Annotated in this window: 22 protein-coding genes; 17 read left to right on the top strand and 5 right to left on the bottom strand. The window is 61.1% G+C overall.

Features of this window, described 5'->3' with window-relative positions:
* Positions 1-263: 263 nt before the first annotated feature.
* The 8 genes from ftsZ (at position 264) to I6I71_RS11105 (ending at position 9,511) form a co-directional block, all read left to right on the top strand.
* Entirely contained in the window at positions 264-1,490 is a 1,227-nt protein-coding gene (gene ftsZ, locus I6I71_RS11140) for a cell division protein FtsZ (RefSeq protein ID WP_201821090.1), read from the top strand.
* A gap of 9 nt (positions 1,491-1,499) precedes the next feature.
* Positions 1,500-2,225, top strand: a complete 726-nt coding sequence (gene pgeF / locus I6I71_RS11135; RefSeq protein WP_201821088.1) for a peptidoglycan editing factor PgeF — start codon at positions 1,500-1,502, stop codon at positions 2,223-2,225.
* A gap of 3 nt (positions 2,226-2,228) precedes the next feature.
* Positions 2,229-2,924, top strand: a complete 696-nt coding sequence (locus tag I6I71_RS11130) for a YggS family pyridoxal phosphate-dependent enzyme (protein WP_201821079.1) — start codon at positions 2,229-2,231, stop codon at positions 2,922-2,924.
* Positions 2,925-2,970: 46 nt separating this feature from the next.
* The gene (locus I6I71_RS11125) at positions 2,971-3,426 is read left to right on the top strand and encodes a cell division protein SepF (RefSeq protein WP_101734493.1); all 456 of its coding nucleotides are present in this window, start codon (positions 2,971-2,973) and stop codon (positions 3,424-3,426) included.
* A 14-nt stretch (positions 3,427-3,440) separates the two neighbouring features.
* Positions 3,441-3,752, top strand: a complete 312-nt coding sequence (locus I6I71_RS11120; protein WP_219619651.1) for a YggT family protein — start codon at positions 3,441-3,443, stop codon at positions 3,750-3,752.
* Positions 3,753-3,812: 60 nt separating this feature from the next.
* On the top strand, positions 3,813-4,784 hold the full coding sequence (locus I6I71_RS11115) for a DivIVA domain-containing protein (RefSeq protein WP_201821072.1): 972 nt from the start codon (positions 3,813-3,815) through the stop codon (positions 4,782-4,784).
* A gap of 231 nt (positions 4,785-5,015) precedes the next feature.
* Positions 5,016-8,198, top strand: coding sequence for an isoleucine--tRNA ligase (ileS, locus tag I6I71_RS11110; RefSeq protein ID WP_201821071.1), 3,183 nt, complete (start codon positions 5,016-5,018; stop codon positions 8,196-8,198).
* A 56-nt stretch (positions 8,199-8,254) separates the two neighbouring features.
* On the top strand, positions 8,255-9,511 hold the full coding sequence (locus I6I71_RS11105) for an HNH endonuclease signature motif containing protein (RefSeq protein WP_201821069.1): 1,257 nt from the start codon (positions 8,255-8,257) through the stop codon (positions 9,509-9,511).
* A 40-nt stretch (positions 9,512-9,551) separates the two neighbouring features.
* On the opposite strand, the gene I6I71_RS11100 is transcribed toward I6I71_RS11105, so the two are convergent.
* Positions 9,552-10,022, bottom strand: a complete 471-nt coding sequence (locus I6I71_RS11100; RefSeq protein ID WP_052203661.1) for a carboxymuconolactone decarboxylase family protein — start codon at positions 10,020-10,022, stop codon at positions 9,552-9,554.
* A gap of 65 nt (positions 10,023-10,087) precedes the next feature.
* Here I6I71_RS11100 and I6I71_RS11095 point away from each other — a divergent pair, with 65 nt between their 5' ends.
* Positions 10,088-11,470: a DNA polymerase IV gene (locus tag I6I71_RS11095; RefSeq protein WP_201821067.1), complete on the top strand. Its 1,383-nt coding sequence runs from the start codon at positions 10,088-10,090 to the stop codon at positions 11,468-11,470.
* Here I6I71_RS11095 and I6I71_RS11090 read toward each other — a convergent pair.
* Positions 11,467-12,360: an asparaginase domain-containing protein gene (locus I6I71_RS11090; protein WP_201821065.1), complete on the bottom strand. Its 894-nt coding sequence runs from the start codon at positions 12,358-12,360 to the stop codon at positions 11,467-11,469. The two genes, I6I71_RS11095 and I6I71_RS11090, sit on opposite strands and share 4 nt — an antisense overlap.
* Positions 12,361-12,403: 43 nt before the next feature.
* Here I6I71_RS11090 and I6I71_RS11085 point away from each other — a divergent pair, with 43 nt between their 5' ends.
* Positions 12,404-12,961: a WKL family lipoprotein gene (locus I6I71_RS11085; RefSeq protein WP_201821063.1), complete on the top strand. Its 558-nt coding sequence runs from the start codon at positions 12,404-12,406 to the stop codon at positions 12,959-12,961.
* On the opposite strand, the gene I6I71_RS11080 is transcribed toward I6I71_RS11085, so the two are convergent.
* Genes I6I71_RS11080 through I6I71_RS11070 form a run of 3 tightly spaced genes read right to left on the bottom strand, consistent with a single transcriptional unit; the run spans position 12,958 to position 16,790 of the window.
* On the bottom strand, positions 12,958-14,115 hold the full coding sequence (locus I6I71_RS11080; protein ID WP_201821061.1) for a chymotrypsin family serine protease: 1,158 nt from the start codon (positions 14,113-14,115) through the stop codon (positions 12,958-12,960). The genes I6I71_RS11085 and I6I71_RS11080 overlap by 4 nt on opposite strands.
* 17 nt (positions 14,116-14,132) lie before the next feature.
* Entirely contained in the window at positions 14,133-15,830 is a 1,698-nt protein-coding gene (locus I6I71_RS11075) for an ABC-F family ATP-binding cassette domain-containing protein (RefSeq protein ID WP_201821058.1), read from the bottom strand.
* A 9-nt stretch (positions 15,831-15,839) separates the two neighbouring features.
* Complete coding sequence (locus I6I71_RS11070) at positions 15,840-16,790, bottom strand: DUF6263 family protein (RefSeq protein ID WP_201821056.1); 951 nt, start codon at positions 16,788-16,790, stop codon at positions 15,840-15,842.
* Between the two features lie 54 nt (positions 16,791-16,844).
* Between I6I71_RS11070 and lspA the strand changes: the two genes are divergently transcribed.
* The 7 genes from lspA (at position 16,845) to dnaE (ending at position 26,105) form a co-directional block, all read left to right on the top strand.
* The gene (gene lspA / locus I6I71_RS11065) at positions 16,845-17,339 is read left to right on the top strand and encodes a signal peptidase II (RefSeq protein ID WP_083279074.1); all 495 of its coding nucleotides are present in this window, start codon (positions 16,845-16,847) and stop codon (positions 17,337-17,339) included.
* A complete protein-coding gene (locus tag I6I71_RS11060) occupies positions 17,336-18,265 on the top strand; it encodes an RluA family pseudouridine synthase (RefSeq protein ID WP_201821054.1) in 930 nt (309 codons plus the stop codon). Before lspA ends, I6I71_RS11060 begins: the two co-directional genes overlap by 4 nt.
* Positions 18,237-18,752: a hypothetical protein gene (locus I6I71_RS11055; protein WP_201821052.1), complete on the top strand. Its 516-nt coding sequence runs from the start codon at positions 18,237-18,239 to the stop codon at positions 18,750-18,752. Before I6I71_RS11060 ends, I6I71_RS11055 begins: the two co-directional genes overlap by 29 nt.
* 40 nt (positions 18,753-18,792) lie before the next feature.
* A complete protein-coding gene (locus I6I71_RS11050; RefSeq protein ID WP_201821050.1) occupies positions 18,793-20,385 on the top strand; it encodes an efflux RND transporter periplasmic adaptor subunit in 1,593 nt (530 codons plus the stop codon).
* A gap of 155 nt (positions 20,386-20,540) precedes the next feature.
* On the top strand, positions 20,541-21,236 hold the full coding sequence (locus I6I71_RS11045; protein WP_101734560.1) for an ABC transporter ATP-binding protein: 696 nt from the start codon (positions 20,541-20,543) through the stop codon (positions 21,234-21,236).
* A 3-nt stretch (positions 21,237-21,239) separates the two neighbouring features.
* Positions 21,240-22,511 carry an ABC transporter permease gene (locus I6I71_RS11040; protein WP_052203680.1) on the top strand — a complete coding sequence of 424 codons (1,272 nt, stop codon included), beginning with the start codon at positions 21,240-21,242 and terminating at the stop codon, positions 22,509-22,511.
* Positions 22,512-22,544: 33 nt separating this feature from the next.
* On the top strand, positions 22,545-26,105 hold the full coding sequence (gene dnaE / locus I6I71_RS11035) for a DNA polymerase III subunit alpha (RefSeq protein ID WP_201821049.1): 3,561 nt from the start codon (positions 22,545-22,547) through the stop codon (positions 26,103-26,105).
* The last annotated feature ends 19 nt before the right edge of the window (positions 26,106-26,124 follow it).

The following is a 26,124-nucleotide window of genomic DNA, read 5'->3' as shown; positions in this document are numbered from 1 at the left end:
GTTCTTTGTATGCAAAGTATTGCTGAAGTCGGACGCAACCAAGACCGGTTCTGAAGAATCCGCCACCCCCGTTGTCTACCCGCCTCTTCAGAACAGTAGTCACAGCAGTAACATCCGCAACAAAACCCCAGGTCAGAACCTTAAAGTTGAGGTTTAGGGTTGTGACACGCCGACTGAGAACACAAAAACTTCATCGTTTTCGCCGATTATGGGAACCACTGAATTGCTTCCTATCTTCAACTTTGGAAAGGCGAGATCCCCATATGACCTCTCCCGCGAACTACCTCGCCATGATCCGCGTCGTCGGTGTCGGCGGCGGCGGTGTTAACGCTGTGAACCGCATGATCGAGGAAGGCTTGAAGGGCGTCGAGTTCGTCGCCATCAACACTGACTCTCAGGCGCTGCTGTTTACTGATGCGGACACGAAGCTGGACATTGGCCGTGAGGCAACCCGTGGCCTTGGTGCTGGCGCTAACCCGGAGGTGGGTCGCACTTCCGCTGAGGACCACAAGCAGGAGATTGAGGAGTCTCTGAAGGGCTCCGACATGGTCTTCGTTACCGCAGGTGAGGGCGGTGGCACCGGTACTGGTGCTGCGCCGGTTGTGGCGGGCATTGCTAAGAAGATGGGTGCGCTGACCATTGGTGTTGTGACTCGCCCGTTCTCGTTTGAGGGGAAGCGTCGTACTCGCCAGGCTCTTGAGGGCATTGAGAACCTCAAGGAGGTCTGTGACACCGTCATTGTGATCCCGAACGATCGCTTGCTGCAGCTTGGCGACGCTGAGCTGTCCATGATGGACGCCTTCCGCGCAGCGGACGAGGTGCTCTACAACGGTGTGCAGGGTATTACGAACCTGATCACCATCCCGGGCATGATCAACGTGGACTTCGCGGACGTGCGCTCCGTTATGGCTGACGCTGGTTCCGCGCTCATGGGCGTTGGCTCCGCACGTGGTGATAACCGCGTGATGACCGCTACGGAGCAGGCCATTAATTCGCCGCTGCTGGAGACCACGATGGAGGGTGCGAAGGGCGTGCTCATCTCCATCGCTGGTGGCTCTGACCTGGGGCTGCAGGAGGTGCACGCCGCCGCCACCATCGTGGAGGAGAAGGCGGATGATGACGCGAACATCATCTTCGGCACCATCATTGATGACAACTTGGGTGATGAGGTCCGCGTGACCATCATCGCTACCGGTTTCGATGAGGTTGCGAACAAGCTGCAGCACGCTGAGCAGAACCCGGAGCTGCACCAGCCGGTTATCCCGGGCGAGACGCAGGAGGCGCAGGCTGAGGTTCAGCCGTCTGAGCCGGTCGAGCCGGCGCCTGCGCGCGGTTCGCTTTTCGACGATCGCGCGGCCGCCACCGACGACTACCAGGCCCGTCACCGCTACGAGTCCCCGCGCTCTGGCCTGTTCACGAACTCGGATCAGGATCGTCGTGGCGGCTTTGATGATGACTTCGACGTCGACGTTCCGGACTTCATGCGCTAGTTTGTGCGCATGACTGATCTTGCTTCACGCCCCGTCCGCATGGTGTTTACCGCCAAAGCGGGCGGGGTGTCTTCGTCGCCGTATGAATCTTTCAACCTGGGCGATCACGTAGGTGACGCCCCGGAGGATGTGGCGAGTAACCGTCAGCGCCTCGCCGACGTCTTGGGGCTTGCACCTGAGCAGTTTGTGTGGATGGAGCAGCTGCACACCAACACTGTGACCGTGGTTGGCGCTCCGCAGTCCGAGCCGGTGGAGGCAACCGATGCGGTGGTGACCACCCAGCCCGGGCTGGCTCTGTGCGTGTTGGTTGCAGACTGTGTGCCGGTGCTGCTCTCAGACCACAATGCTGGGGTGATCGCTGCAGCGCACGCGGGACGTCTTGGTGCACGCAACGGCATTGTGAAAAAGACCGTGGAAAAGATGGTGGAGCTGGGTGCAAACCCTGCGAACATCCAGGTGCTTCTGGGCCCCGCCGCGGCGGGCGCTTCCTATGAGGTGCCGCTTGAGATGGCGCGTGATGTGGAGTCGCGGCTGCCGGGGTCTATTACGAAGACGTCGAAAGGAACTACCGGTGTAGATATCCGTGCGGGCCTGGTGCGCCAGCTGTTGTCTCTGGGCGTGACGCATGTGGATGCGGATCCGCGCGATACGGTGACTGATACTGACTTTTTCTCGTACCGCCGCGAGGGCACGACGGGCCGGCAGGCGGGCGTGATTTGGCTGACGGGAGCGTAAACCATGACTATTGCAGAAAATATCAACGCTATACAGGAACGTATTCGCGCCGCTGAGCAGGCCGCTGGCCGTGAGTCTGGCAGTGTGCAGTTGCTTCCGGTGAGCAAGTTCCACCCGGCGTCGGCAATCCGCGAGGTCGCAGATTGCGGTATCACGCTTGTCGGGGAGAACCGCGAGCAGGAGGCGCGCGATAAGGCCGCTGAGCTGGGAGACGAATGCGGCATCGCCATGATCGGTCAGATCCAGACAAAGAAAGCCAACGCGGTGGCGCGCTGGGCTGCGGAAGTGCATTCGCTGGACTCGGTCAGGCTGGCTGACGGTTTGAACCGCGGGATGGCGCTTGCCCTTGAGCGTGGTGATCGCACAAGCGAGATCCTGCCGTGCATGATCCAGGTGTCCTTCGATGGCGACACTGCCCGGGGCGGGGTTGCCTTGGATGGGGTGGGAGAGTTGGCGGAGGTCGTCGAAAAGCATGAGTACTTGGCGCTCAAGGGGTTCATGGTTGTACCGCCGCTCGACGCTGATCCGACCAAGGTGTTTGCGGAGCTTCGTTTGCTTACCGACGCCTACGCCAACCAACTCCACCGCCCTCTGAAACTCTCTGCTGGTATGAGTGGAGATTTTGAGCAGGCGATTGCCTGTGGTTCGGACATCGTGCGTGTCGGAACCGCAGTGTTTGGCCCGCGACCCGTAGGCTAATTCCCATATCTTCCCACCACCCGCAAACATGCGAGGAGCAGCACTAATGTCCTTTATCGGCACCGCCAAAGAATTCTTCGGTTTCGGCCCGTACGACGACGCCGAGGACGCCTACTACGACGATCAGCAGTACCGCGAAACGCGTGAAGCTCGCGAGCACGCTGCACCGCAGCGCGCCCAGCATGTTGAGCGCACCCCGCGCGAGCCGATCGCGCGCTCGTTTACTCCGGAGATCATCTCCACCGCCCCGCGTTCCTACAACGACGCGAAGGAGATCGGCGAGCCATTCCGTGACGGTGACGCCGTGATTATGGACCTGACCGATCTGGACGCAGCGGACGCAAAGCGTGTTGTGGATTTTGCCGCTGGCCTGTGCTTTGCCCTTCGTGGCAGCATGCTGAACCTGGCTCGCAACACGGGCTCTCGTCGTCGCGTGTTTGCCATCGTTCCGGAAAACGCGCGCATCTCCACCGATGAGCTCAAGCGCGTCGCCCGCCTGTAGCGGGGGATTGCTTCGTGGTTTATTTCGGCGCAATTCTCTACGCCCTCGTTGGGCTGTACATGCTTGCGGTGATCATCCGCATCATCATTGAGATGGTGCAGGCGTTCTCCAAGCACTTCGATCCGCCAACGTGGTTCACCCTTGCGGCGGAGCCGGTGTTCGTGGTTACGGATCCGCCGGTCAAAGCCCTGCGCAAGCTGATTCCGCCGCTGCGCATGGGCGGTGGCGTGGGCCTTGATGTGAGCGTTTTGGTCCTGTTTTTTGCGCTGGCAATTGTGCAGTCGCTGATTCAGGGAGTGCTCATTCGACCGGCTTTGCATGTCTAACGTTTAACGTTGGGTTAAACTATCCGTGTTTAACTCTTTCCAACATCGAAGGGACCGCTCATGCCGCTGACACCAGCAGACGTGCACAACGTAGCCTTTAGCAAGCCACCGATTGGCAAGCGGGGCTACAACGAGGACGAGGTTGATCAGTTCCTTGACCTCGTCGAGGACACACTCGCCCAGCTGCAGGATGAAAACGATGACCTGCGTGCACGCGTTGAGGAGCTTTCCAGTGGCCAGAGTGCCCCGGCAGCTCCTGTTGCGAAGGGCGGTGACGTTGATGAGGCGGCGGTGCGTCGTCAAGTAGAGGCGAAGCTGCGTGATGAGTATGAGGAGCGCCTGAACAAGGCAACCAAGGCTCAGGAGAAGGCGCAGGCTGAGCTGGCCGCTGCTCGCGAGGAGGCTAAGAAGGCGCGCGAGGACGCTGAGAAGGCTGCGAAGAACGCGTCCGCTCCGGCTGCTGCGGCACCGGCCCGCCCGGCGGAGCAGAAGGCGCCGGCTGGTGTGGCAACCGCTGACACCCACGTGCAGGCAGCCAAGGTGCTTGGCCTGGCGCAGGAGATGGCAGAGCGCCTGACCTCTGACGCTCAGAACGAGGCACAGACCATGCTCCAAGAGGCTAAGACCGCTGCACAGCGCCAGCTGGCAGACGCGGATGCTTCCTCCAAGAAGCAGGTGCAGGAAGCGCAGGCAAAGGCTGAGCGTACGACCCGTGACGCTGAGCAGCAGGCAACCCAGCTTGTCGCTGAGGCTGAGAAGAAGGCCAAGGAGACCACCGCTGACGCAACCTCGCGTGCAGAGGCACAGGTTCGCCAGGCTGAGGAGAAGGCGAAGCAGCTGCAGGCTGACGCTGAGCGTAAGCACACCGAGATTATGAACACGGTGAAGCAGCAGCAGTCCGCTCTGGAGGCTCGCATTGCTGAGCTGCGCACCTTCGAGCGTGAGTACCGCACCCGTCTGAAGACGTTGCTGACCTCCCAGTTGGAAGAGCTGGAGTCTCGCGGCAGCTTCGCGCCGAACGGCGACAAGTAACTCAACGTGGGCTAGTATGTAGCCCACATACGCATTGATCCGGCAATCACCGGGGAGCGTTCCGGAAGAACGGCCCGTTTAGGCTCAGTAGAACCGGACGTACATGGAAGGCGTCACTTCCTCCACAACGAAGCGGGGTCCCAGGAAACTGGGGCTCAAGCAGGGTGGTACCGCGTGGCCTTTGAGGCTGCGTCCCTGCGGTGAATGAAACGTAGTGGAGGAGAACAACTCATGACAGTTGGCGGCGTTTACCCCAAAGCCGACATGACGGCTGGCAGCACCAAGTTCCCTGATATGGAACGCGAGGTGCTGGATTATTGGAAGAAGGATGACACCTTCCAGGCTTCGCTGAAGAACCGCGAAGGCTGCGAAGAGTACGTGTTTAATGACGGCCCGCCGTTTGCTAACGGCCTGCCGCACTATGGCCACCTGCTTACCGGCTATGTCAAGGACATCGTGCCGCGTTACCGCACGCAGGCTGGCTTCCACGTCCCGCGCGTGTTTGGCTGGGACTGCCATGGCCTGCCCGCGGAGCTTGAAGCGGAGAAGCAGCTTGGCATCACTGATAAGGCTCAGATCGAGGACATGGGTCTTGAGGCTTTCAATGAGTACTGCGCGAAGTCTGTGATGCACTACGCGGGTGAGTGGGAGGACTACGTCACCCGCCAGGCGCGTTGGGTGGACTTTGAGAACGGCTACAAGACGATGGATCCGGAGTACATGGAGTCCGTCATGTGGGCGTTTAAAGAGCTCTATGACAAGGGCTTGATCTACCAGGGCTTCCGCGTTTTGCCGTACTCCTGGGCGGAGCACACCCCGCTGTCTAACCAGGAAACTCGTCTGGATGACTCCTACCGTGAGCGCCAGGACCCGACAGTGACGGTGACCATGCCGTTTACCGGTGCGCGCGCTGGCTTTGCCGCGGAGAAGACCTGGGCGGAGCACCCGGAGCTGCATGACGCAGCTGCGATCGCCTGGACCACGACGCCGTGGACCCTGCCGTCCAACCTGGCGCTTGCCGTACACCCGGAGGTGGAGTACAGCCTGGTTGAGGTTGGCCAGGATGGGGTTGAGGGCTTTGCTGGCAGCAAGCTGTTGTTGGCCTCTGGCCTGACCGGTGCGTACGCGAAGGAGCTGGGCGAGTTCACCACCGTTGCCACCTTCACCGGCGCACAGCTGGAAGGCTTGGAGTACGAGCCGGTCTTTGACTACTTCCGTGACCAGGAAAACGCCTTCATGGTGCTTAACGCTGACTACGTCACCACTGAGGACGGCACCGGCGTTGTCCACCAGGCTCCGGCATTTGGTGAGGACGATATGTTCACCTGTGAGGACTACGGCATCGGCTTGGTCATCCCGGTGGATGCGGACGGCAAGTTCACCTCGCTGGTTCCGGACTACCAGGGCCAGCTGGTCTTTGACGCGAACCGTGACATCATCCGTGACCTGCGCGCCAAGGGCCGTGTTGTGCGTGATCAGACGATCATGCACTCCTACCCGCACTCCTGGCGCTCGGGTGAGCCGCTGATCTACATGGCGCTGCCGGCATGGTTTGTGAAGGTGACGGACATCCGTGATCGCATGGTGGAGCTCAATCAGCAGATTGACTGGATCCCGTCGCACATGCGTGATGGCCAGTTTGGCAAGTGGCTGGAGGGCGCGCGTGATTGGAACATCTCGCGTACTCGCTACTGGGGTTCGCCGGTGCCGGCATGGGTTTCGGATAATCCGGAGTACCCGCGTGTAGACGTTTATGGTTCCCTGGACGAGCTGGAGCGTGACTTTGGTACGCGTCCGAAGTCGCTGCACCGGCCGCACATTGATGAGCTGGTGCGTCCGAACCCGGATGACCCGACTGGTAAGTCCATGATGCGCCGCGTGCCGGACGTCCTGGACTGCTGGTTCGAGTCGGGCTCTATGCCGTTTGCGCAGTACCACTACCCATTCGAGAACGTTGAAGAGCACGATGTTCGCCAGCCGGCAGACTTCATTGTGGAGTACTCGGGTCAGTCCCGTGGCTGGTTCTACGTGCAGCACGTGCTATCCACGGCACTGTTTGACCGGCCGGCGTTTAAGAAGGTTGTCGCCCACGGCATTGTGCTGGGCAATGACGGGCTGAAGATGTCCAAGTCGAAGGGCAACTACCCAGACGTCAACGAGGTGTTTGACCGTGATGGTTCTGACGCGATGCGTTGGTTCCTTATGTCCAGCCCGATTCTGCGCGGCGGAAACCTGATCGTCACCGAGCAGGGCATTCGCGAGGGCGTACGCCAGGCCATCCTGCCCATCTGGAACGCGTACACGTTCTTGCAGCTGTACTCCTCGGAAGACGCCAAGTGGTCGGTGGATTCCACGGATGTGCTGGATCGCTACATCTTGGCTAAGACGCATGACATGGTTGCGGCCGTTGGTGCCGCGTTGGAAGACACCCGTATTGCGGACGCGTGTGATGAGCTGCGTCGCTTCGCGGACACGTTGACCAACTGGTACGTGCGTCGTTCCCGTGATCGTTTCTGGGCTGGCCAGGAGGAGCATCCGGAGGCGTTTAACACGCTGTACACGGTGCTGGAGGCTACGTGCCGTGCGGCCGCGCCACTGTTGCCGTACATCACTGAGGTGATCTGGCGTGGTCTGACGGGTGAGCGTTCGGTGCACCTGACGGATTTCCCGAAGGCTGAGCAGTTCCCGGCGGATGCTGATCTGGTGGCTGCGATGGATGCAACGCGTGCGGTGTGCTCCGCGGCGTCGTCGGTACGCAAGGCCCGTAAGCTGCGCAACCGTCTGCCGCTGCCGAAGCTGACTGTGGCTATGACGAATGCGCAGGTGCTTGAGCCGTTTGCGGGTGTCATCCGCGATGAGGTCAATGTCAAGGAGCTTGTGCTTAGCGACGATGTGGATGCCGCCGGCACCTTCGAAGTCGTGGTCAACGCCAAGGTCGCTGGCCCGACGTTGGGCAAGGACGTGCAGCGCGCGATCAAGAACGTCAAGGCGGGCAACTACGTGCGCGAGGGCGACAACGTGGTGGTTGACGGTGACATTGTGCTGACCCCGGAGCTCTACACGGAGCGCCTGGTTGCTGAGGATCCGGATTCCACCACCCGCGTTGAGTCCACCGACGGCACTGTTGGCCTGGTCGTGCTTGACACCGAGGTCACTGAGGAGCTTGAGGCTGAGGGCTGGGCTGCGGACGTGATCCGTGGCCTGCAGGACGCGCGTAAGCACGCTGGCCTGGCGGTCTCTGACCGTATCGCGGTTACGCTGTCCGTGCCTGCGGAACGTGAAGAGTGGGCGCAGCGCCACGCTGAGCACATCGCCGCCGAGACCCTGGCCACCAGCTTTGAGGTGACTACCGTGGCGCTTGAGTCGGGTGTTGAGGTGGTTGATGGGGTGCGTGCGAACGTCGTGAAGCAATAGCTCACACGTTCGAGTGCTGAGGCTGGTGTGTGGGGTGTGTGTTATAGGGTTGTCGCATGACGATGACCTTAGAAAATACCCTCGCTACCAGCCTAAACACCGGTGAAGATGCGGCGTATGAGCACGCGTTACGTATCTATCTGGTTAGCCACCATTCCAACACGTCGCGCGCGCGGCTGATTTATGAAATCGCGCAGTTCGACGCATTTGGCCGCGCTCAAGAGCTCGGCGCGGCCAGCACCGGCGCGTGGCTTGTGCGCAACCTTGGCATGAAAACGTCAACGGCGTATGAGTACGTTGCGGTTGGCCGGAAACTCTTGCTTTTCGACGCTTTAATGCTCTCCTTCCTCAACGGCGAAGTGGACTACACCGTAGTCAGATTGTTGCTGCGGTACATGACGTTAGAAAATGAGCTTGAGCTGCTCGAATTGGCGCGAGGCATGTGCTATTCCGAGCTGGAAAAAGCACTTGCCGGCGGCGAGCAGGACCAGGAGAAGCCCGAGGCGCCGTTTTTCAAAACGTGGGTGCGCGAAGACGGGATGGTGGTGGGGGAGTTCCTGCTGCCACCGGTAGAAGGCCAGGAGCTGATGGCGGCGCTGAAGATCGCGCAGCTTGCCGCTGCTGGCGACGGTGGTGAGGACGCCGCGGAAGCGTGCCCCGCTGAGCAGGTGGAGGACGCAAAGCCGGAGCGCCGCATGACTGTGGACAGCATTCTCGGTGTGCCCTCGCGCTACGGCCCGCCGGTGAAAGCGGATTTGTACGCCGCGCTGGTGACCATGGTGCAGATGGTGCGAAGCAACCCGCAGGCCCCGGTGCGCGCACCGGGCGCCCAGGTCACGATCATGTTGACTGAGGACGGCAAGGCGTGGATGCCCACAAACCCGCAGGCGCCGTCGAGCACGCTGCGTCATTACGTTGTAGACGCGGTGACGCGGGTGCATATGTTGGATTCGAAGGGTCTGACCATGCATTTCGGCAGGAAGCGCAGGCTAGCAAGCGACGGCCAAGTGGAAGCTTTGCTTGACGTGTGGGGGCACCAGTGCGCCATGCCGGGGTGTACCCACTCGCGGTTTATTGAAATCCACCACATCATGGATTGGTCCGATGGTGGCACGACTGACATTGGCAATCTGATCCCGCTGTGTTCGAGCTGCCACTCGCTAGTCAGCCACGGTGTTGCTGAGGTTGTGTCGCACGGTGCGAATGTGGAGTTCCGTTTCATGGACGGCTCCAAGTTCATCTCGAGGAGCCGTGGTTTGCCGGTGCGTGCGGGAGGTGTCGAGGAGGTGCGAACCGGTGCGAGCTTCGCCTGATATTCCGCGGCGCGGAAAATCACGGGCGGTACGGTAAGGGCTATGCCTCGCCTAGATCGAAGGCATCTACGCCGGAGAGACTTCCTGGATCGAGGCGGGTGGTGATGCCGATTCGGTTCCAAGCGTTGATGGTGACAATTGCCATGAGCAAGTTGCGTGCATCTTTTTCACCGTGCAGAGTCTCAACGCGGTTCCAAAGCTGGTCCGGCACGGATTCTTCGCCGTTGATGCGGGTTACTGCGTCGGTGAGTTCAAGTGCCGCAATTTCAGTGTCACTAAATGCTTCACGGTGTTCTGTCCAATCTTCAACATGGGCAATGCGCTCTTTAGACCATCCATCCTTGCGAGCGTCGCGACGATGCATAGCCAGGCAGTAGACGCACTGGTTTAACGCTGAAGCACGCAGTTGCACGAGATGTGAGTAATCCTTATTTACTCGTGCTCGGACGAATGCTTCGAGACCAAGCATGGGTGCATAGGCAACTTTCGGAAGTGGTTTGCGATTGGTCATGGGAGACAACCCTACCTGTGTGAGTTTCCGCGGCGCGGAAAATCACGGGCGGTACGGTAGGGGCTATGCCTCGCTGGGTACTGCACATAGATATGGACGCGTTTTATGCCTCCGTCGAGCAGCTGACCCGACCCACACTGAAGGGCAGGCCCGTGTTGGTGGCGGGCGTAAGTGGTCGCGGCGTGGTCGCGGGCGCGAGCTATGAGGCGCGCAAGTATGGTGCTCGTTCCGCCATGCCTACGCACCGGGCGGCGCGGCTGGTGGGCAATCAAGCGGTGCTCGTCGCCCCGCGCCGGGCGGTGTACCAGGCGGCATCACGGCGCGTGTTTGAGATCATCGGCAGGTACGCGGAGGTGGTGGAGCAACTGTCTATTGACGAGGCGTTTATGGAGCCACAGCAGCTTATCGACGCCACACCGAACGACGTCCTCACCTGGGCTAACAATCTCCGAGCTGAGATTAAACGCGAAACGGGCCTTCCAAGTTCTATCGGCGCTGGCTCTGGCAAGCAGTACGCGAAAATCGGTTCCGGGCTGGCGAAGCCGGACGGGGTGTTTCTCATCCCGCACGCCGAGCAGCTGGAGATTTTGCACCCGCTGCCTGTAGACGAGTTGTGGGGTGTGGGGCCGGTGACGGCCGCGAAGCTGTCAGCGGCGGGGATTGAAACGATCGGTGACTTGGCCGCGTTGAGCGAAAAGGAAGTGGAGATCGCCCTTGGTGGGGTGGTGGGGCAACAGCTGTGGCAGTTGGCGCGAGGGGTAGATGATCGCCCGGTGGCGCCGCGCGCGGAGTCGAAGCAGATTTCCTCGGAACACACCTACCCGCAGGATCTGACTACTGTGCCCGAGGTCGATGCAGCGTTGCGACGAGCCGCCGCAGAGTCCCATCGCCGGTTACTGAAGGACGGACGCGGCGCCCGCACAGTCACCGTGAAGCTGAAGATGGCGGACTTTCGTATTGAGTCACGCTCTGCGACGCTGCCGTACGCCACCGATGACGCTGACACGCTGTTGGCCACCGCGTTCAAGATCGTGCGCTACCCGGACGAGGTGGGCCCCATCAGGCTGGTGGGCGTGTCTTACTCCGGTTTGGAGGACACGCTGCAGGACGTGCTGTTTCCGGAGCTTGACCAGGTGATCGTGCAGCCGTCGCGGACGTCCAGTGATTACGAAAGCGGCGTGAGCGACCACGTTGGCACACCGCACGTGGAGGTAGTCAGCGAAACTGCGCCGAAGGCGGGGCAGTGGCAGGCCACCCAAGACGTACGCCACGCCGAGTACGGCCACGGCTGGGTGCAGGGCACAGGGAAGGGCTGGGTGACGGTTCGCTTTGAAACCCGTGCGACCGGCCCGGGCAGGATGCGCAGTTTGCGTGTGGACGACCCGTTGCTCACCCCAGCCGACCCCCTGGACTCCCTGGACTGGGGTGACTGGCTAGAGCAGCACTAGAGAACTCGGCGCGGGTCTGTGCCGCTGGCCAGGGCGGTAGCCAAGGCGATCCGTGCCTGGCCGGCGCTTAAGGGGCCAGCGGGAAGGGCGCCGACGGTCCCCAGCGTGGCACCACCGCCGGCACCGCCGTAGGCAAACTCCACGCCACCGTGGGGGACAGAGGTTGCAATGACTACGGGGATACCGCGCTCGCAGGCGCGGGCGATCGCTGCGCCCATCGGGTCGGACACGTTGCCGGAGCCGAGAGCTTCGATCACGATGCCGTCGACACCCGAGTCGGCCACGTAGTCCACAAACGAGGCGTCCGCGCCGGGCCACGCGCGCAGGATGGGTACCTTCACGTCAGCGAGTGGAGCGCGGGGAACAGGCGCAGGGCGCGCAGCAGGCGTATCCGTGGTCAAAGCGAAGGCGCGAAGTGACTGGGTGGAGCACTTGTACAGCCCACGCGCAGGCAAGGTGTCGCCGCCGAAGTGTACAAATGCACCGGGGCCAGGGGGATTGGCGGCAATATCGATGGCGCCGCGGAGGTTAGCGGGGCCGTCGGCATACGGGTGGTCGTCAGGCAGCTGGGCGCCGGTCAAGACCACGGTCCTGCCGGCGGGCAAGACGAGGTCGATGGCGAGTGCGGTCTCGGCGAGAGAATCGGTGCCGTGGGTGAGCACGATGGGGGAGGTGGACGTGGCGTCGGCAAGCAAAAGCTCTAAAAGCAGGTCCAAATCAGCAAACGAGATAGCTGAGGAGTCAAGGCTGATCGCATCGTAGGGCTCGGCGCTGCGGCCGGAACGTGCGATCAAGTCGGCGGCGGTGAGGGTAGGTACGCGCGCGCCGTCGGCGTTGGTGGTGCATGCGATGGTGCCGCCCGTGGCAATGACGAGAACGGAGTTGCTCATGTGAATGATGGTGCCAGATGGGAAGTGGGTTACGCTAGAAACTATGCATGCACCGAAGATTGCCGCCACCATAGCGGCTGTAACACTGAGCCTTTCGCTTGCCGCCTGCTCGGGCGACGCGGAGACGGACACGACCCCGACCACCGCTGCGGAACAGGAAACCTCGCAGGAAGCCGCACCCGCGGCACCGGCTGCGGAACTGCCGAGCGCTGAGGAACTCAACGGCGTACTCCAGCGCGCAGCTGACCCGAACCTGCCGATTGAAGAGCGCATGCTCACCGTCCAGGGCGGCGAAACCGTGCCGGAACTGTTCGACGTGATGTCGCAGTCCCAGCTCGAATCCGGTGCTCAGTTCCAGGTAGTGGACCCGGTGCTGGCGGACTTTGAGCCGAATCAGGTGCTCGCACCGGTCAACCTCACCGCGCCGGACACGGAGCCGACGCTGATTAATGACGTGATGTTTGTCCACGAAGACGGCCATTGGAAGCTGTCCCAGCAGTGGGCCTGCAACCTGATCTCCTCGACGCTATCGCCAGACCAGGTGCCTGAAATGTGCGCCGCCGGCGCACCTGTAGCACCGGCGCCGGTCGACCCGAGCTAACCGTGGAGGGTTAAACCCCAGTACTCCATGGCGCTGGCGATTTCCATACCGCCAGCGAGCGTCTTGTTAAAGTCGCTCACATTCGAGGTCACGCCGAGTGCGTAAGCCCCGTTGTCGTCAAGGGCGAAAATGGCACCGCCGGAATCACCACGGTCTACGATGTTGCGGAAGTAGAACTGACCGTCGCTTCCGATATCTTCAAAAACGCCGCATGCGTATCCGGTGGTGGAACCAATACGGCAGATCAACATGCCCTGCTGCTGCGCGTACTGGGGAGTGATGTAGCCCTTCAGCTGCTGCCCAGGAGGCAGCGACGAGTCGACGTATTGCTTCGCCTCATCATAAATCTCAATCAGCCCGATGTCGGCGCCAAGAATGCTGCCGTCACTTTCATAGTCAACGTAGGACTCCACCATCTCGCCGATCACAAGCGTGTTGCCCTGACGGTCTTCGACGAGGAATTGATCACCCACATCACCGCAGTGACCAGCGGTAACGATGAACGCGCGGTCACCCAGCGACGCAATGAAGCCCGTGGAGCAGAAACTCGAAGTGCCAACCTTGTAAATGCGAGCACCCGGCGTAATTTTGCCCGGGGCTTTGAGAAACTCCCAGTCCACAGAGTTGTGGTATCTAATGCCGCCGTCGTTATCGCGCGCGCTGCGGCCCGAGTCGTAGTTCTGCGGGTCAATCTGCCTCGGCGCGATGGGCACCGCAGTCTGTGTGGGTGCGGCCTGGGTGGTCACCTGCGTAGCTTCGCGTGGGTCCGGAAGCTCAATCTGGTCTACCTCGGTAGTGTAGCCGTCAGTCGAGCACTCAAAGCTAAACGTGCCTGAATATGCCGGGCTGCTAATAGAAGCACTCACCGGACCGTCATAGCTTGAAGTGTTCACTACAGACATCGGCAGCGACAACGGGTCTGCAGAAAGGTAATCAAACTCGTAGCCTGTGGTGTCCAAGAAGTAGGCCAGCTCGTCCTCGCAAGCCAACGCAATCTCGTTGCGCTTCAGAGCGCCAGTGGTCTGCTCATCGGTGGGCTCCACCCACTGCGTACTGGTCTCGTACACAATGTCTGTGTCACCAGAGTTGCTGCAGCCCGAAAGGGTCAGCGCTGAAACTGCGAGGATGCTGCCAAGAGCTTTACAGGATTTCACAGCAAACAGTATGCCAGTTAGTCGCGGTCCTCACGCCACAGCTCCTGCGTCCACATCGTGGCCAACGCCAGCACGCGTGCGCGGGAATCGCCCTGCTCGCTCCGGCGGCGCCACTGGCGGCGCACCCAACGGTCATGGCTGGTGATCACGACGGTGCCAGCGAAGTCCACCAAGGCAGCTTCGAGCTCCTCGGCTAGGGCGAGGGAGAGGTGGTTCGTTGGCTCGTCGAGAAGCAACAAGTCCGGCGGAGAGGCCAAGATGATGCCAAGGGAGACGCGGCGGCGCTGGCCAAGCGACAAATCCTCAAGCTTCTTCGCCGCCTGCTCCTCATTCATCAACCCCATCTCCACCAGGTCGGGGGAGCCGGCGGGGGTGTGTGCGGCAAACATTTCCGCGGCAGTCAGTTCGAGGTTCTCCCAGTCATCGTCCTGCGCCAGGCGCGCGACGGTGAGCTCCTCGGGGATGATGAGCTCACCCTCATAGTCCTGCAGAGTGCCATCCAAAATCTTCAACAGCGTGGACTTGCCGGAGCCGTTCGGGCCCTCCACAAGCAACTGCTGGCCCGGCTGCACCTTGATGGAAAGCGGCGAGAGGCGCTCAGGCACACGCAGGTTGATGGCGTGAATAGCCGGCACACCAATAGACGTGGCGGCATGCGGCGGAAGCCCACGGAACTTCAGTGCGGTCGGCGGGGCCGGAATGGCCTCGCGCTCCAGTGCCTCCAAACGCTGCTCCGCCGCACGACGCCGCCCGGTCACCGTCTTCGCCGCGCGGTCCGCGTAGAACTTCGCCGCCTTGCGGGTCTCCGTCTTGTTTTCGTGTGAGTGAAAAACATCCTCGGCGGTCTGGTTGCTGGCTTTCTCTAAACGCTCGCGCTCATGTTCCTGGGCGGCGTAGTCAGTTTCCCAGCGCGCGCGGCGAGCCTCACGCGCTTTCAGATAATCACTAAACGCACCCGTAAAGCGCGCGCCCTGGCGGGTCTCCTCGCCATAGCCGCCCTCCGGGCCCAAACCAGGATCCAGATCCACAATGCCATCACACGCCGTGTCCAGGAAGTAGCGGTCATGCGACGCGGCGAGCACCGGGCCTTTGAACGCCTCCAGCTCGCCGATGAGGAAGTCCACCGCCTCATCATCAAGGTGGTTCGTCGGCTCATCGAGCACCATGGCGTCCACCGGGCGCAGCAGCAGCGTCGCCAGCGCGAAGCGACGGCGCTGGCCACCACTCATCTCGCCCAGCGGGGTGGAAAGCGGAACGTTCGCCAACCCTAAACCAGCGAGCACCGTGGCAATACGCGCATCCAGCTCCCACAGGCCCGAGTTCTCCGCGCGCGCCAACGCACGGTCAAACTCCTCGGCCACCGTCGTGTTATCCGGCTCGGTGGCCATACGCTCGCTCAAGGTGGTGATCTCGGATTCGATGGCGCGGAGTTCGGCCACGGCAGCGTCGATAAGCATCTGTGCTGGCTCGGAAAACGGCAGCGACGTCTCCTGGGCAATGAACCCGGTCACCTCAGGGGTGATCAGCACCCCCGCATCCGGAGTCAGCTCGCCGGAGATCACCCCAAGCAGGGTGGATTTGCCCGCGCCGTTTTCACCAATCAATCCCGTGACGGAGCCGGACGGCACGGCAAAGGAAATGTCCGTGAGCACCCGGTGGCCACCAGGGTAAGAAAACGAAATGCCATCAAGGCCAATGTGTAAAGGGGCAACCATGGAGAAATCCTACTTTCCGTACGTCACAGCGTTAGTAACGTCTTGGACAATGCGGAACTGCGTGTCCTCACCGGCGTACACCAAACGCGTGGTGGCGGCGATCCGGCCGCCTGTGGGCAGTGGCTTGGTCAGGTCCACCGTCAGCTCGCCGGTAGAGGTAGTTGAGGTGGACTCCACGCTGAGCATTGCGCCGTCCAAATCACCGGCAACCTCATTGTCAATGCGCAGTTCCTTCTGGGTGGGGGACTCTTCAATATCCACATCCAGGTGGACGTCGCTGCCGTTGATCTCACGCACGGTGTAGGTTGTGGTGCGCACCATCGCGGCATCACCCGTCACGCGCGTGGTCACCGTCCACTGGCCGCCAACACCAACGGGCTCTTTAGGGAAGACCACGGTGGAATTCATCACGCTCAGCAGCGCGCGCTCCACAACCTCGCGGCCAGCCTCCGGCGAATCCACCGGCGGCAGCATCTTCACCGACTGCACCGCACCGGATTCCGCTGCGCGCCAACGCATGGTGAAGCCGTCATTGCCCGCCACTTGCAGCCCAAGATCCAGATCAGTGTGGCCGCCGCCGCGGGTGATCAGTTCCACCTCGCGCGCGGCGTCTTCCTCACCATCCTGCGGCGCGCGAGCTGGCCCCGACGTCACCGTCAGAGTGAGATCCGTTTCCATTACGTCGCCGCCTGCAGGCGCGGTGGCGTCAAAGTTTGCATCATCCTTCGGCGCGGCAGCCTGCGCCACGCCTCCGGAGACCACCACGTTGGCCTCCCACGGCTCCTCGGCATCCTGGTATGCCAACATCTGCGGGTTGTCACCGGGGCTCACCAAAGCCACCTGCGGGGCATCAACGGGGAAGGACGGAACACCCTCCAACAGGTCGGTCGTGCCCCCACAGGCGGTGAGAGCAAGAGTAAGGACAGCGGCGGCGCAAGCGCGAAGACGGTTTTTCAGCACATTCTGAACCTACCCCACACCACCTATAGATCTTGCGGCTACAGTGTGTCGGTGATGAAAGGACGTAACTTCCTCGGGCTGGTCGCGGTGATCATGGTCGTGGCTGCCGCTATAGATCAAGTGGTCAAACAGGTGATGCTGTCCTGGCTGGAGCCGGGGCAAGCTGTCAACATTATTGGGGATTGGTTCCGCTTCTACCTGCTGTTTAACCCGGGTGCCGCGTTCTCCATGGGGGAGAATATGACGTGGCTGTTTACCGCCATTCAGCTTGTCTTCGTGGTTGGCGCCCTACTGTACGCGCCGAAGCTGACCAACAAGTGGGAAGCCATTGGCATCGGCCTGATCGCCGGTGGCGCGCTAGGTAACCTGTGCGACCGCCTGTTTCGTGAGCCCGGCTTCTGGTTTGGGCACGTGGTGGACTACATCTCTGTGGGCAGTTTCGCCGTGTTCAACATTGCAGATGCCTGCATTACCGTCGGCGTGGTGGTGTTTGTTGTGGCCATGTTTGTCACGGAGTTCCGTGCCTCGAGCAAGGAGCGCACGAAATGAGCGGAGATTTTCGTTCGCTGCCCGTGCCTGAAGGCTTAAGCGGCATGCGTGTAGACGCCGCGCTGAGCAAACTCTTCGGCGTCTCTCGCACCGTGGCTGCGGAAATGGTGGAAGCGGGCGACGTACTCATTGACTCACGCCCGGTTGCCAAATCCCACCGCGTTGATGCCGGTGTGATGCTGGAGGCGACCCTGCCAGAGCCGAAAACCACCCCCATGCCGAAGGCGGAGCCCGTCGATGGGCTGACCATCTTGTACCAGGATGATGACGTAATTGCGGTGGACAAGCCGGTTGGTGTGGCCGCGCACCCCACGTTGGGCTGGGAGGGCCCGACTGTTGTCGGTGGTCTGCAGGCGATGGGCTTTACGCTTCCAGACGCTGGCCCGCCGGAGCGCAAAGGCATCGTCCAGCGCCTGGATGTGGGTACTTCGGGCGTGATGGTGGTGGCCAACAGCATTTCCGGATATTCAGTGCTCAAGCGCGCCTTTAAAGAGCGCACGGTGGACAAGACCTACCACGCGCTTATCCAAGGCTTGCCGGATCCGATTGTGGGCACCATCGACGCGCCGATTGGCCGCCACCCGTCCTCCGGCTGGAAGTTTGCGGTGGTTGATGACGGCCGCCCGAGCGTGACCCACTACGAAGTCATCGAGGCCTTCCGCCACGCAAGCCTGTTGGAAGTCCACCTGGAAACCGGCCGTACGCACCAGATCCGCGTCCATATGTCCGCCGTTGGCCATCCGTGCGCAGGTGATCCGATGTACGGCTGCGACCCGAATCTGGCCAAAACCCTGGGGCTGAAGCGCCAGTGGTTGCACGCCACGAAGCTTGGTTTCACCCACCCGCGCACTGGCGATTACATGGTGGTTGAGTCCCCGTACCCGGATGATCTGCAGCATGCGCTGGATACCATTCGCGATCTGTAGCGCGCTTGTCGCCGCCGGCATCTACGCCGTTGGCCTTGCCACCCCCGCCACACCACCCACCATCCAAGGCGACACGCTTGGCATTGAGCCGGGGGAGAGTTGGTCGGAGTATGAGGGGCGCGCGGGGGCGTCGATAAGCCAAGGCTCCGAACCTGCCTTCGGGCTGGTCACTTTTGCCCGCCCGCTGAGCCCAAGTGAGGCGGCGGCGGCTGTGGAAAGCTTGCAGCGCGTCAATGGGCTTTTGCTTCTCGACGCCCCGTTGACCCCCACCCCCGAACCCCCACCGGGCCAAACGCGAGCCGATGTGTTTGCGCGAATCACGGACCAACGCATCGGGGCGGTAGTGGCGTATGACACATCAGACACCTTCAAAAACGTGGCGCATGGGACTGATGTGGCTGCTGTGGAAATGCTGCCGCCCGATGCCGTGTGGGGCAGCTTTACGGTTACTCCTTGGCATGGGGATCACCCCGCCACCGGTGTATAGTCTCCCAGAGTTGAATGCAGCCTGTTTGTGAGGAGACACCTTGGCGAAGCGGCAACACATTAAGCGCACCACCGCAGCAATCATCGTGGCAGGAAGCCTCTTTGCTGCCTCCTGCGGTGTGAGCGGTGGCGAAAACGGGGCAGCCGGAGATGGCCTTGCCCCAGGTGACTACACCATCGCCAGCGCAGAAGGCGTAACCGACAGTGTGGTAGTCAACGGCACGATCGCGCCTGTGCGCGCCGTGTCCATCACCACACCACTGCAGTCTGAGGTGCGCACCATCGCCGTCGCGCCGGGTGACCGCGTTCAGGTGGAACAGTTCCTGGCCGCCATGGACACCGAGCAGCTGGAGCGCCAGCTGGCAGTCCAGGAACGCCAGCAGGCGAACGCACAGGCTGAAGCCCAGGCGGGCGTTGAACAGGCGCAGGCCCAGCTCAACGCGCTGAACCAGAGTCTTAATGACGGCACGAATCCCACCATCCGCCAAGCCCAAGCACAGGTGGACCAGGCGCAGGCTGCGTATGACGCAGCTGTAGCCGCCAACGGTGGCCCGCGCCTTGTACGCATCTCCTCGCGCATCGGCGACATGTTTGGCGCCTACCTCTACCCAGAGCAAGTGCCGCCACCATTCCAGCTGCCTGGCGTTGAATCCGCGCCAGCACCGGCACCCGCGCCGGCACCGGCCGCGCCAAACGTACCTGCCGTAGGTGCAGCAGTGGGCGTTGAAGAAGCCTACGCCGCACTGCAGGATGCAAAGGCGAACCTGGCTGCGGCGCGTGCGCAGGTCGAGCAAGAGCGCAGCCAGCTCCAGGCGCAGGTCAACTCCGCCTCCCGCCAGGCAGAGATGGCACAGCTGGAGGCCGGTGACGGCACCCTGGAGTACCAGGTGAAGGAAGCCACCATCTACTCGCCGATTAACGGCGTAGTCACCAGCGTGGACGTCCAGGAAGGCGACATCCCACAGGGGCGCGTACTCAGCCTTGCAGATGACTCGCGTCTGCTGATTCGCGCCGAGCTGCGCGAAGCGGACGTGCCTAACGTGGCAAAGGGGAACCGCGTGGTGTTCACCTCCACGGCCACGGGCAAGAAGGAGTTCGCAGGTCGCGTCACCCGCATCTCCCCGGCGGCAGCTACCCCGAGCGACCCGAAGAACGCCATGCAGGGCGGCGGCGATGCCGCAGTGGTCTTCCCAGTGGAAATCGAGGTCACCGGTGACACCGAGGGCCTGCTCTTGGGCGGCACGGCACGCGCTGAGATCATCACCGCGGAATCCGACAACGCACTCAACGTGCCGGCAGACGCCGTATTTGAAGAAGGCGGCAAGAAGCAGATCCTCGTCCTGGCCACCGACGCTGACGACGCCCGCTCAGGCAAGGTCGAAGTCCGCACCGTTGAAACCGGCGCCTCCAACGACATCGACATTGCCATCACCGGCGGTGAGCTCAAGGCTGGCGACATCGTGATCAACTGGCCGGAAGACTACAAGGACCGCGTCGGCGAGACCGTAGAAATCACCGACGACGGTTTTGACCCTGCCGACGTTGCTGCCGCTCGTGACGGCATCGACAAGGCCGAGGCTGATAAGGCCGAGGAAGCTGGCAAGGCCGATAAAGCCGACGCCGCAGCGAACTAAGGGAGGCGCCCATGGACGCAGAGGAAAAAGATCCGTTCTTCTTTGGGGAAGAAGCCGAAGAGACTGAAGACGTTGAACAGGTTGTAGAGGCTGAAGGGGTTGACGCTGACGTCGATAAGCCTGAAGCTCTTGCGGATACTGGCCTGCTCATTGACATGCGCAGTGTGATCAAAACCTACAACGTGGGTGAGCCAAGTGAGCTGACTGTGCTGCACGGCGTGGATTTCCATGCCAAACAGCATGAGTTCGTCTCTATTGTGGGTCCCTCCGGTGGCGGCAAGTCGACGCTGATGAACATCATCGGCATGCTTGACCGGCCAACCAGCGGCGCATACGCGTTTAACGGGGAGCCGGTGTACGCGAAAAGCGATAAGGAACTGGCCAGCTACCGCAGCAAAAACATTGGCTTTATCTTCCAGAACTTCAACTTGATTGGCCGCATCGACGCGTTGCAAAACGTGGCTATGCCCATGATGTACGCAGGTGTTGACCGTAAAACACGTGAGGCACGTGCAGAAGAGCTGCTGGCGATGATGGGCATGGGGGATCGTATCCACCACAACCCGAACGAGCTTTCCGGTGGTCAGAAGCAGCGCGTGGCTATTGCGCGTGCACTGGCCAATGACCCGGACTTGCTGCTTGCAGACGAGCCGACGGGCGCCCTGGACTCTAAGACCGGCCGGTTGGTAATGGACTTGTTCCACAAGCTGAACCAGGAGATGGGTAAAGCGATTGTGTTCATTACCCACAACCCGGAGCTTGCGGAGGAAACGCAGCGCATTGTGGAGATTAAAGATGGCCGCATCTCCGGCGAACGCACCCCAGCCGGTGTGCAGGGAAGTGCGGGATAAGCCGTGGATGTGAGGGAGTCCATCAGGCTTGCTGCATCGAGTCTGAATACCAACAAGCTGCGCTCGCTGCTGACGCTTTTGGGCATCATCATCGGCATCATGGCCGTGATCATCATCATGACGCTTGGCCGTGGTCTTGAAAACCAGGTGTTGCGCGGCCTGGAGGGCGTGGGTACCACCACGCACCCAGTGGTCGTGCACGAGCGGCCAGATGAGGAAGCGGCGGATGATGATCCGTTTGCTGCGCTGTCGTACATGCCGCCGACCGAAGAGCGTGACGGTGTGACCCTGGATCAGCTCGCGGATCTTCAGGCCAGCTTTGGTGACCGGGTGCGTGCCGTGGACATTGAAGTCGGCAGCGAGGGCGAAGTGGCTAACGGTGATGTCACCGCTAGCTCCAGCGTGACCGCGGTACTTCCGGGGTCATTGGACATGCGTGGCCAAACCGTGCAGTACGGCCGCGGAATTACCAGTGCGGATTTGGATAGCCAGCGCCCAGTTGCGGTGGTGTCGTCCGAGTTCGTTGAAGCGCTGTTCAAGGGTGATCCGAAGGAAGCGCTGGGCAAGCGTTTTGACGTTACGGTGGGTTCCACTACCGCAGTCTTCACTGTGGTCGGTGTACTTGAGCCGTTTAACTCTGGCGGCATGCTAGCGGGTCCGCAGTCCTATGCGTCGATCTTTGTTCCGGCTACCGCGATGGACCGCGTTGGCGTGGACGCAAGCTGGGTGTCTTCCTTTAGCGTGCAGTCTTCCCCGGATGAGGACAGTGCTGTGTTCCAGGCAGACCTGCAGCAGTACTTGGACCGTATCTACGCCAAGAACGAGACCTATGAGGCCGAGGTGGTGGACTTGTCGTCCTCACTGGAGGAGCTCACCGGTATCTTCCGCATTATGTCCTCGGTGCTGTCCGCCATTGGTGGTATCTCGCTTCTGGTTGGTGGTATCGGCGTGATGAACATTATGTTGATCACCGTCACCGAGCGCACCCGCGAGATTGGTGTACGTAAGGCGCTGGGCGCTACCCAAAATGACATCCGCGTGCAGTTCATTGTGGAAGCGATGATGGTCTGTTTGATCGGCGGCATCATTGGCGTGGTCTTTGGTGGCGCGATTGGCATGATTGCCACAGCGGCATTTGATGCGTTTACGTGGCCGCCGGTTAGTGCGGTGGTGTTCGCGCTGTTGTTCTCTTTGGGAACGGGTGTGTTCTTCGGCGCGTATCCGGCGGCGAAGGCGGCAAAGATGCAGCCTATTGACGCGTTGCGTTACGAATAACACCTGTGTCATGGCGCGGATATGATAGTCCGCATGGCCAAGCAATCTTCCTTCGTTCACCTGCATAACCACACGGAGTTTTCCATGCTTGACGGCATGGCAAAGGTGGATCTGTTGGCAGACGAAGTTGCCCGCCAGGGCATGCCCGCGGTGGGTATGACAGACCACGGGAACATGTTCGGGTCGAACGCGTTCTACCGCCGCATGGTGGATGCTGGCATCAAGCCGATCATTGGCATTGAAGCTTACATGGCGCCGGAGTCACGCTTTAACAAGAAGCGTGTGCTGTGGGGCACCCCCGACCAGAAGTCGGATGACGTTTCCGCCTCTGGCGCGTACCTGCACCAGACCATGCTGGCGGAGAACGCGACTGGTCTACGCAACTTGTTCAAGTTGTCCTCGCTGGCGTCCTATGAGGGGCAGCTTGGTAAGTGGCCGCGTATGGACGCAGAGCTGATCGCCGAACATGCCGACGGCATTATCGCCACCACGGGCTGCCCGTCCGGTGACGTGCAGACGCGTCTGCGCCTGGGCCAGTATGACGCAGCGCTGGAAGCCGCGGCGATGTGGCAGGACATCTACGGCAAGGACAACTACTTCCTGGAGTTGATGGACCACGGGCTGCACATTGAGCGTCGCGTGAGGGAAGACCTGCTGCGCATTGGCCAGGCGTTGGACCTGCCGCCGCTGGTAACCAATGACTGTCACTACGTGCTGGAGTCCCAGGCACCGGCGCACGAGGCGATGCTGTGCGTGCAAACCGGTAAGACGCTGATGGACCCGGACCGTTTCAAGTTTGACGGCACGGGCTACTACATCAAGTCCGCCGAGCAGATGCGTGAGCTCTGGGACACCGATGTGCCGGACGGCTGTGACAACACGCTGTGGATTGCAGAGCGCGTGGGGGATTACTCGGAGCTGTGGGAGGAGCACCCGCATGACCGCATGCCGATTGCGGACGTGCCGGAGGGCCACACGCCGACGTCCTGGCTGATGGAAGAAGTCATGCGCGGTTTGCAGGCCCGCTTCCCGGGCGAGGAGGTACCGCAAAGCTACATCGAGCGTGCGCGCTACGAAGTGGAAGTTATTGATATGAAGGGCTACCCGTCCTACTTCCTCATCGTTGCGGAGCTGATTAAGCACGCCCGCGAGATTGGTATTCGCGTAGGTCCCGGCCGTGGTTCGGCTGCTGGCGCGCTGGTGGCGTACGCGCTGACCATTACCAACATTGACCCCATGGAGCATGGCCTGCTCTTTGAGCGATTCTTGAACCCGGAGCGTCCGTCCGCACCGGATATTGATATTGACTTTGATGACCGCCGCCGTGGAGAGATGATCACCTACGCCGCTGAGCGTTGGGGCGAAGACAAGATTGCCCAAGTGATCACCTTTGGCACGGTGAAGACCAAGCAGGCTATTAAGGACGCGGCGAAGGTGAACTTCGGCCAGCCCGGCTTCCAAATGGCGGACCGTATTAACGCGGCGCTGCCGCCGGCGATCATGGCGAAGGACATTCCGCTGGCCGGTATTACGGACCCGGACCACCCGCGTTTCGCAGAGGCTGCTGAGGTGCGCTCGCTCATTGAAACCGACCCGGATGTGGCGAAGATCTATGAGACGGCCCGCGGTCTTGAAGGCGTGGTGCGTCAGGCTGGTGTGCACGCCTGTGCGGTGATTATGGCGTCTGTGCCGCTGATGGAGCACATTCCGATGTGGAAGCGTCCGGCGGACGGTGCGATTATCACCGGCTGGGACTACCCGGCGTGTGAGGCCATTGGCCTTCTGAAGATGGATTTCCTGGGCCTTCGAAATTTGACGGTGCTGGGTGATGCGCTGGAAAACGTCGAAAAGAACCGCGGCGAAACCCTCGATCTGGAGGGCCTGGATACTGACAACGAGGCGGTGTACGAGCTACTCGGCCGCGGTGACACCCTCGGTGTGTTCCAGCTGGACTCCGGCGGCATGCAGGAGCTACTCAAGCGCATGAAGCCGACGGGCTTTAACGATATTGTGGCGTCTTTGGCGCTGTACCGTCCGGGCCCGATGGGTGTGAACGCACACTGGGATTACGCGGACCGTAAGAATGGGCGCAAGCCGATCACCCCGATTCACCCGGAGCTGGAAGAGCCGCTGCGGGAGATTCTGGATGAGACCTACGGCCTGATCGTCTACCAAGAGCAGATCATGAACATCTCCCAGAAGGTGGCCAACTACACCGCTGGCCAAGCAGATGGCTTCCGTAAAGCCATGGGCAAGAAGAAGCCTGAGGTGCTGGCCAAGGAGTATGAGACGTTCTCCCAGGGCATGTTTGATAACGGCTACTCCAAGGCGGCGGTGGACGCGCTGTGGGGCACGATCGAGCCGTTCGCTTCCTACGCGTTTAACAAGTCGCACGCTGCGGGCTATGCGCTGGTGTCGTACTGGACGGCCTACATGAAGGCGAACTACACCGCCGAGTACATGGCGGCACTTTTGACCTCTGTGGGTGACAAGAAGGACAAGTCAGCCATCTACCTTGCAGATTGTCGCCACATGGGTATCTCGGTGCTGCAGCCAGATATTAATGAGTCTGAAGAAAACTTCATGGCTGTGGGCAAAGACGTCCGCTACGGCCTTGCCGCTATCCGCAACGTTGGTGCGGAAGTGGTGGAATCTATCAAGGAGACTCGCCACGCTAAGGGCGCGTTTACAAGCTTCTCTGATTACCTGGACAAGATTGATCTGCTGCCGTGCAACAAGCGAATCACAGAATCCTTGATTAAGGCCGGCGCGTTTGACTCACTTGGGCACCCGCGCAAGGGCCTGATGCTGATCCAAGAAGACGCCGTGGATTCCGTGCTTGCCACGAAGAAGGCCGCGGATAAGGGGCAGTTTGACCTGTTCGCCTCATTCGGTGGTGACGATGAGGCCACGGCCAATGCTTTTGCCATTGAAGTTCCGGATGATGAGTGGGAGAAGAAGCACGCCCTGGCACTGGAGCGTGAAATGTTGGGCCTGTACGTGTCGGGCCACCCGTTGGATGGCTTTGAAGAGGCCATTGATGCCCAGACTGACACGCAGCTGACCACCATCTTGGCGGGCGAGCTTCGCCACGGCGCTGAGGTGACCATCGGCGGGCTGATTTCCTCAGTGGACCGCAGATTTTCCAAGAAGGACGGCTCACCGTGGGCCATTGTTACGATTGAAGACCACCACGGTGCCCAGGTTGAGGTGCTGCTGTTCAACAAGGTCTACGCACTTGTGGCGCCGCAGATTGTTGAAGACAACATCATCCTGGTCAAGGCACACGTTTCCATCCGTGATGAGCGCATGAGCCTGTTTGGTGACGACGTCAAGGTGCCGGAGCTCGGCCCCGGCGGCGGCGCTGGCCTGCCGCTGCGCCTGACTATGCGCACCGACCAATGCACGGTGGACAACATCAGCAGGCTGAAGTCGGTGCTGCTGAATAATCCGGGTGACACGGACGTGTACCTGAACCTTGTCAACGGTGAGCACTCACAGCTGCTCGTGTTGGGAGACCACCTGCGGGTGGATCGCTCCGCATCGCTGATGGGGGACCTGAAAGCCTCGATGGGACCGGGGATTTTGGGGTAGTAGTGTTCCGCGACGCGGA

Source organism: Corynebacterium riegelii, from assembly GCF_016728505.1.
GTDB classification, from domain to species: Bacteria; Actinomycetota; Actinomycetes; order Mycobacteriales; family Mycobacteriaceae; genus Corynebacterium; species Corynebacterium riegelii.
Note: the sequence above shows the minus strand (reverse complement) of the source record. Positions and strands in the feature narration are given on the sequence as shown.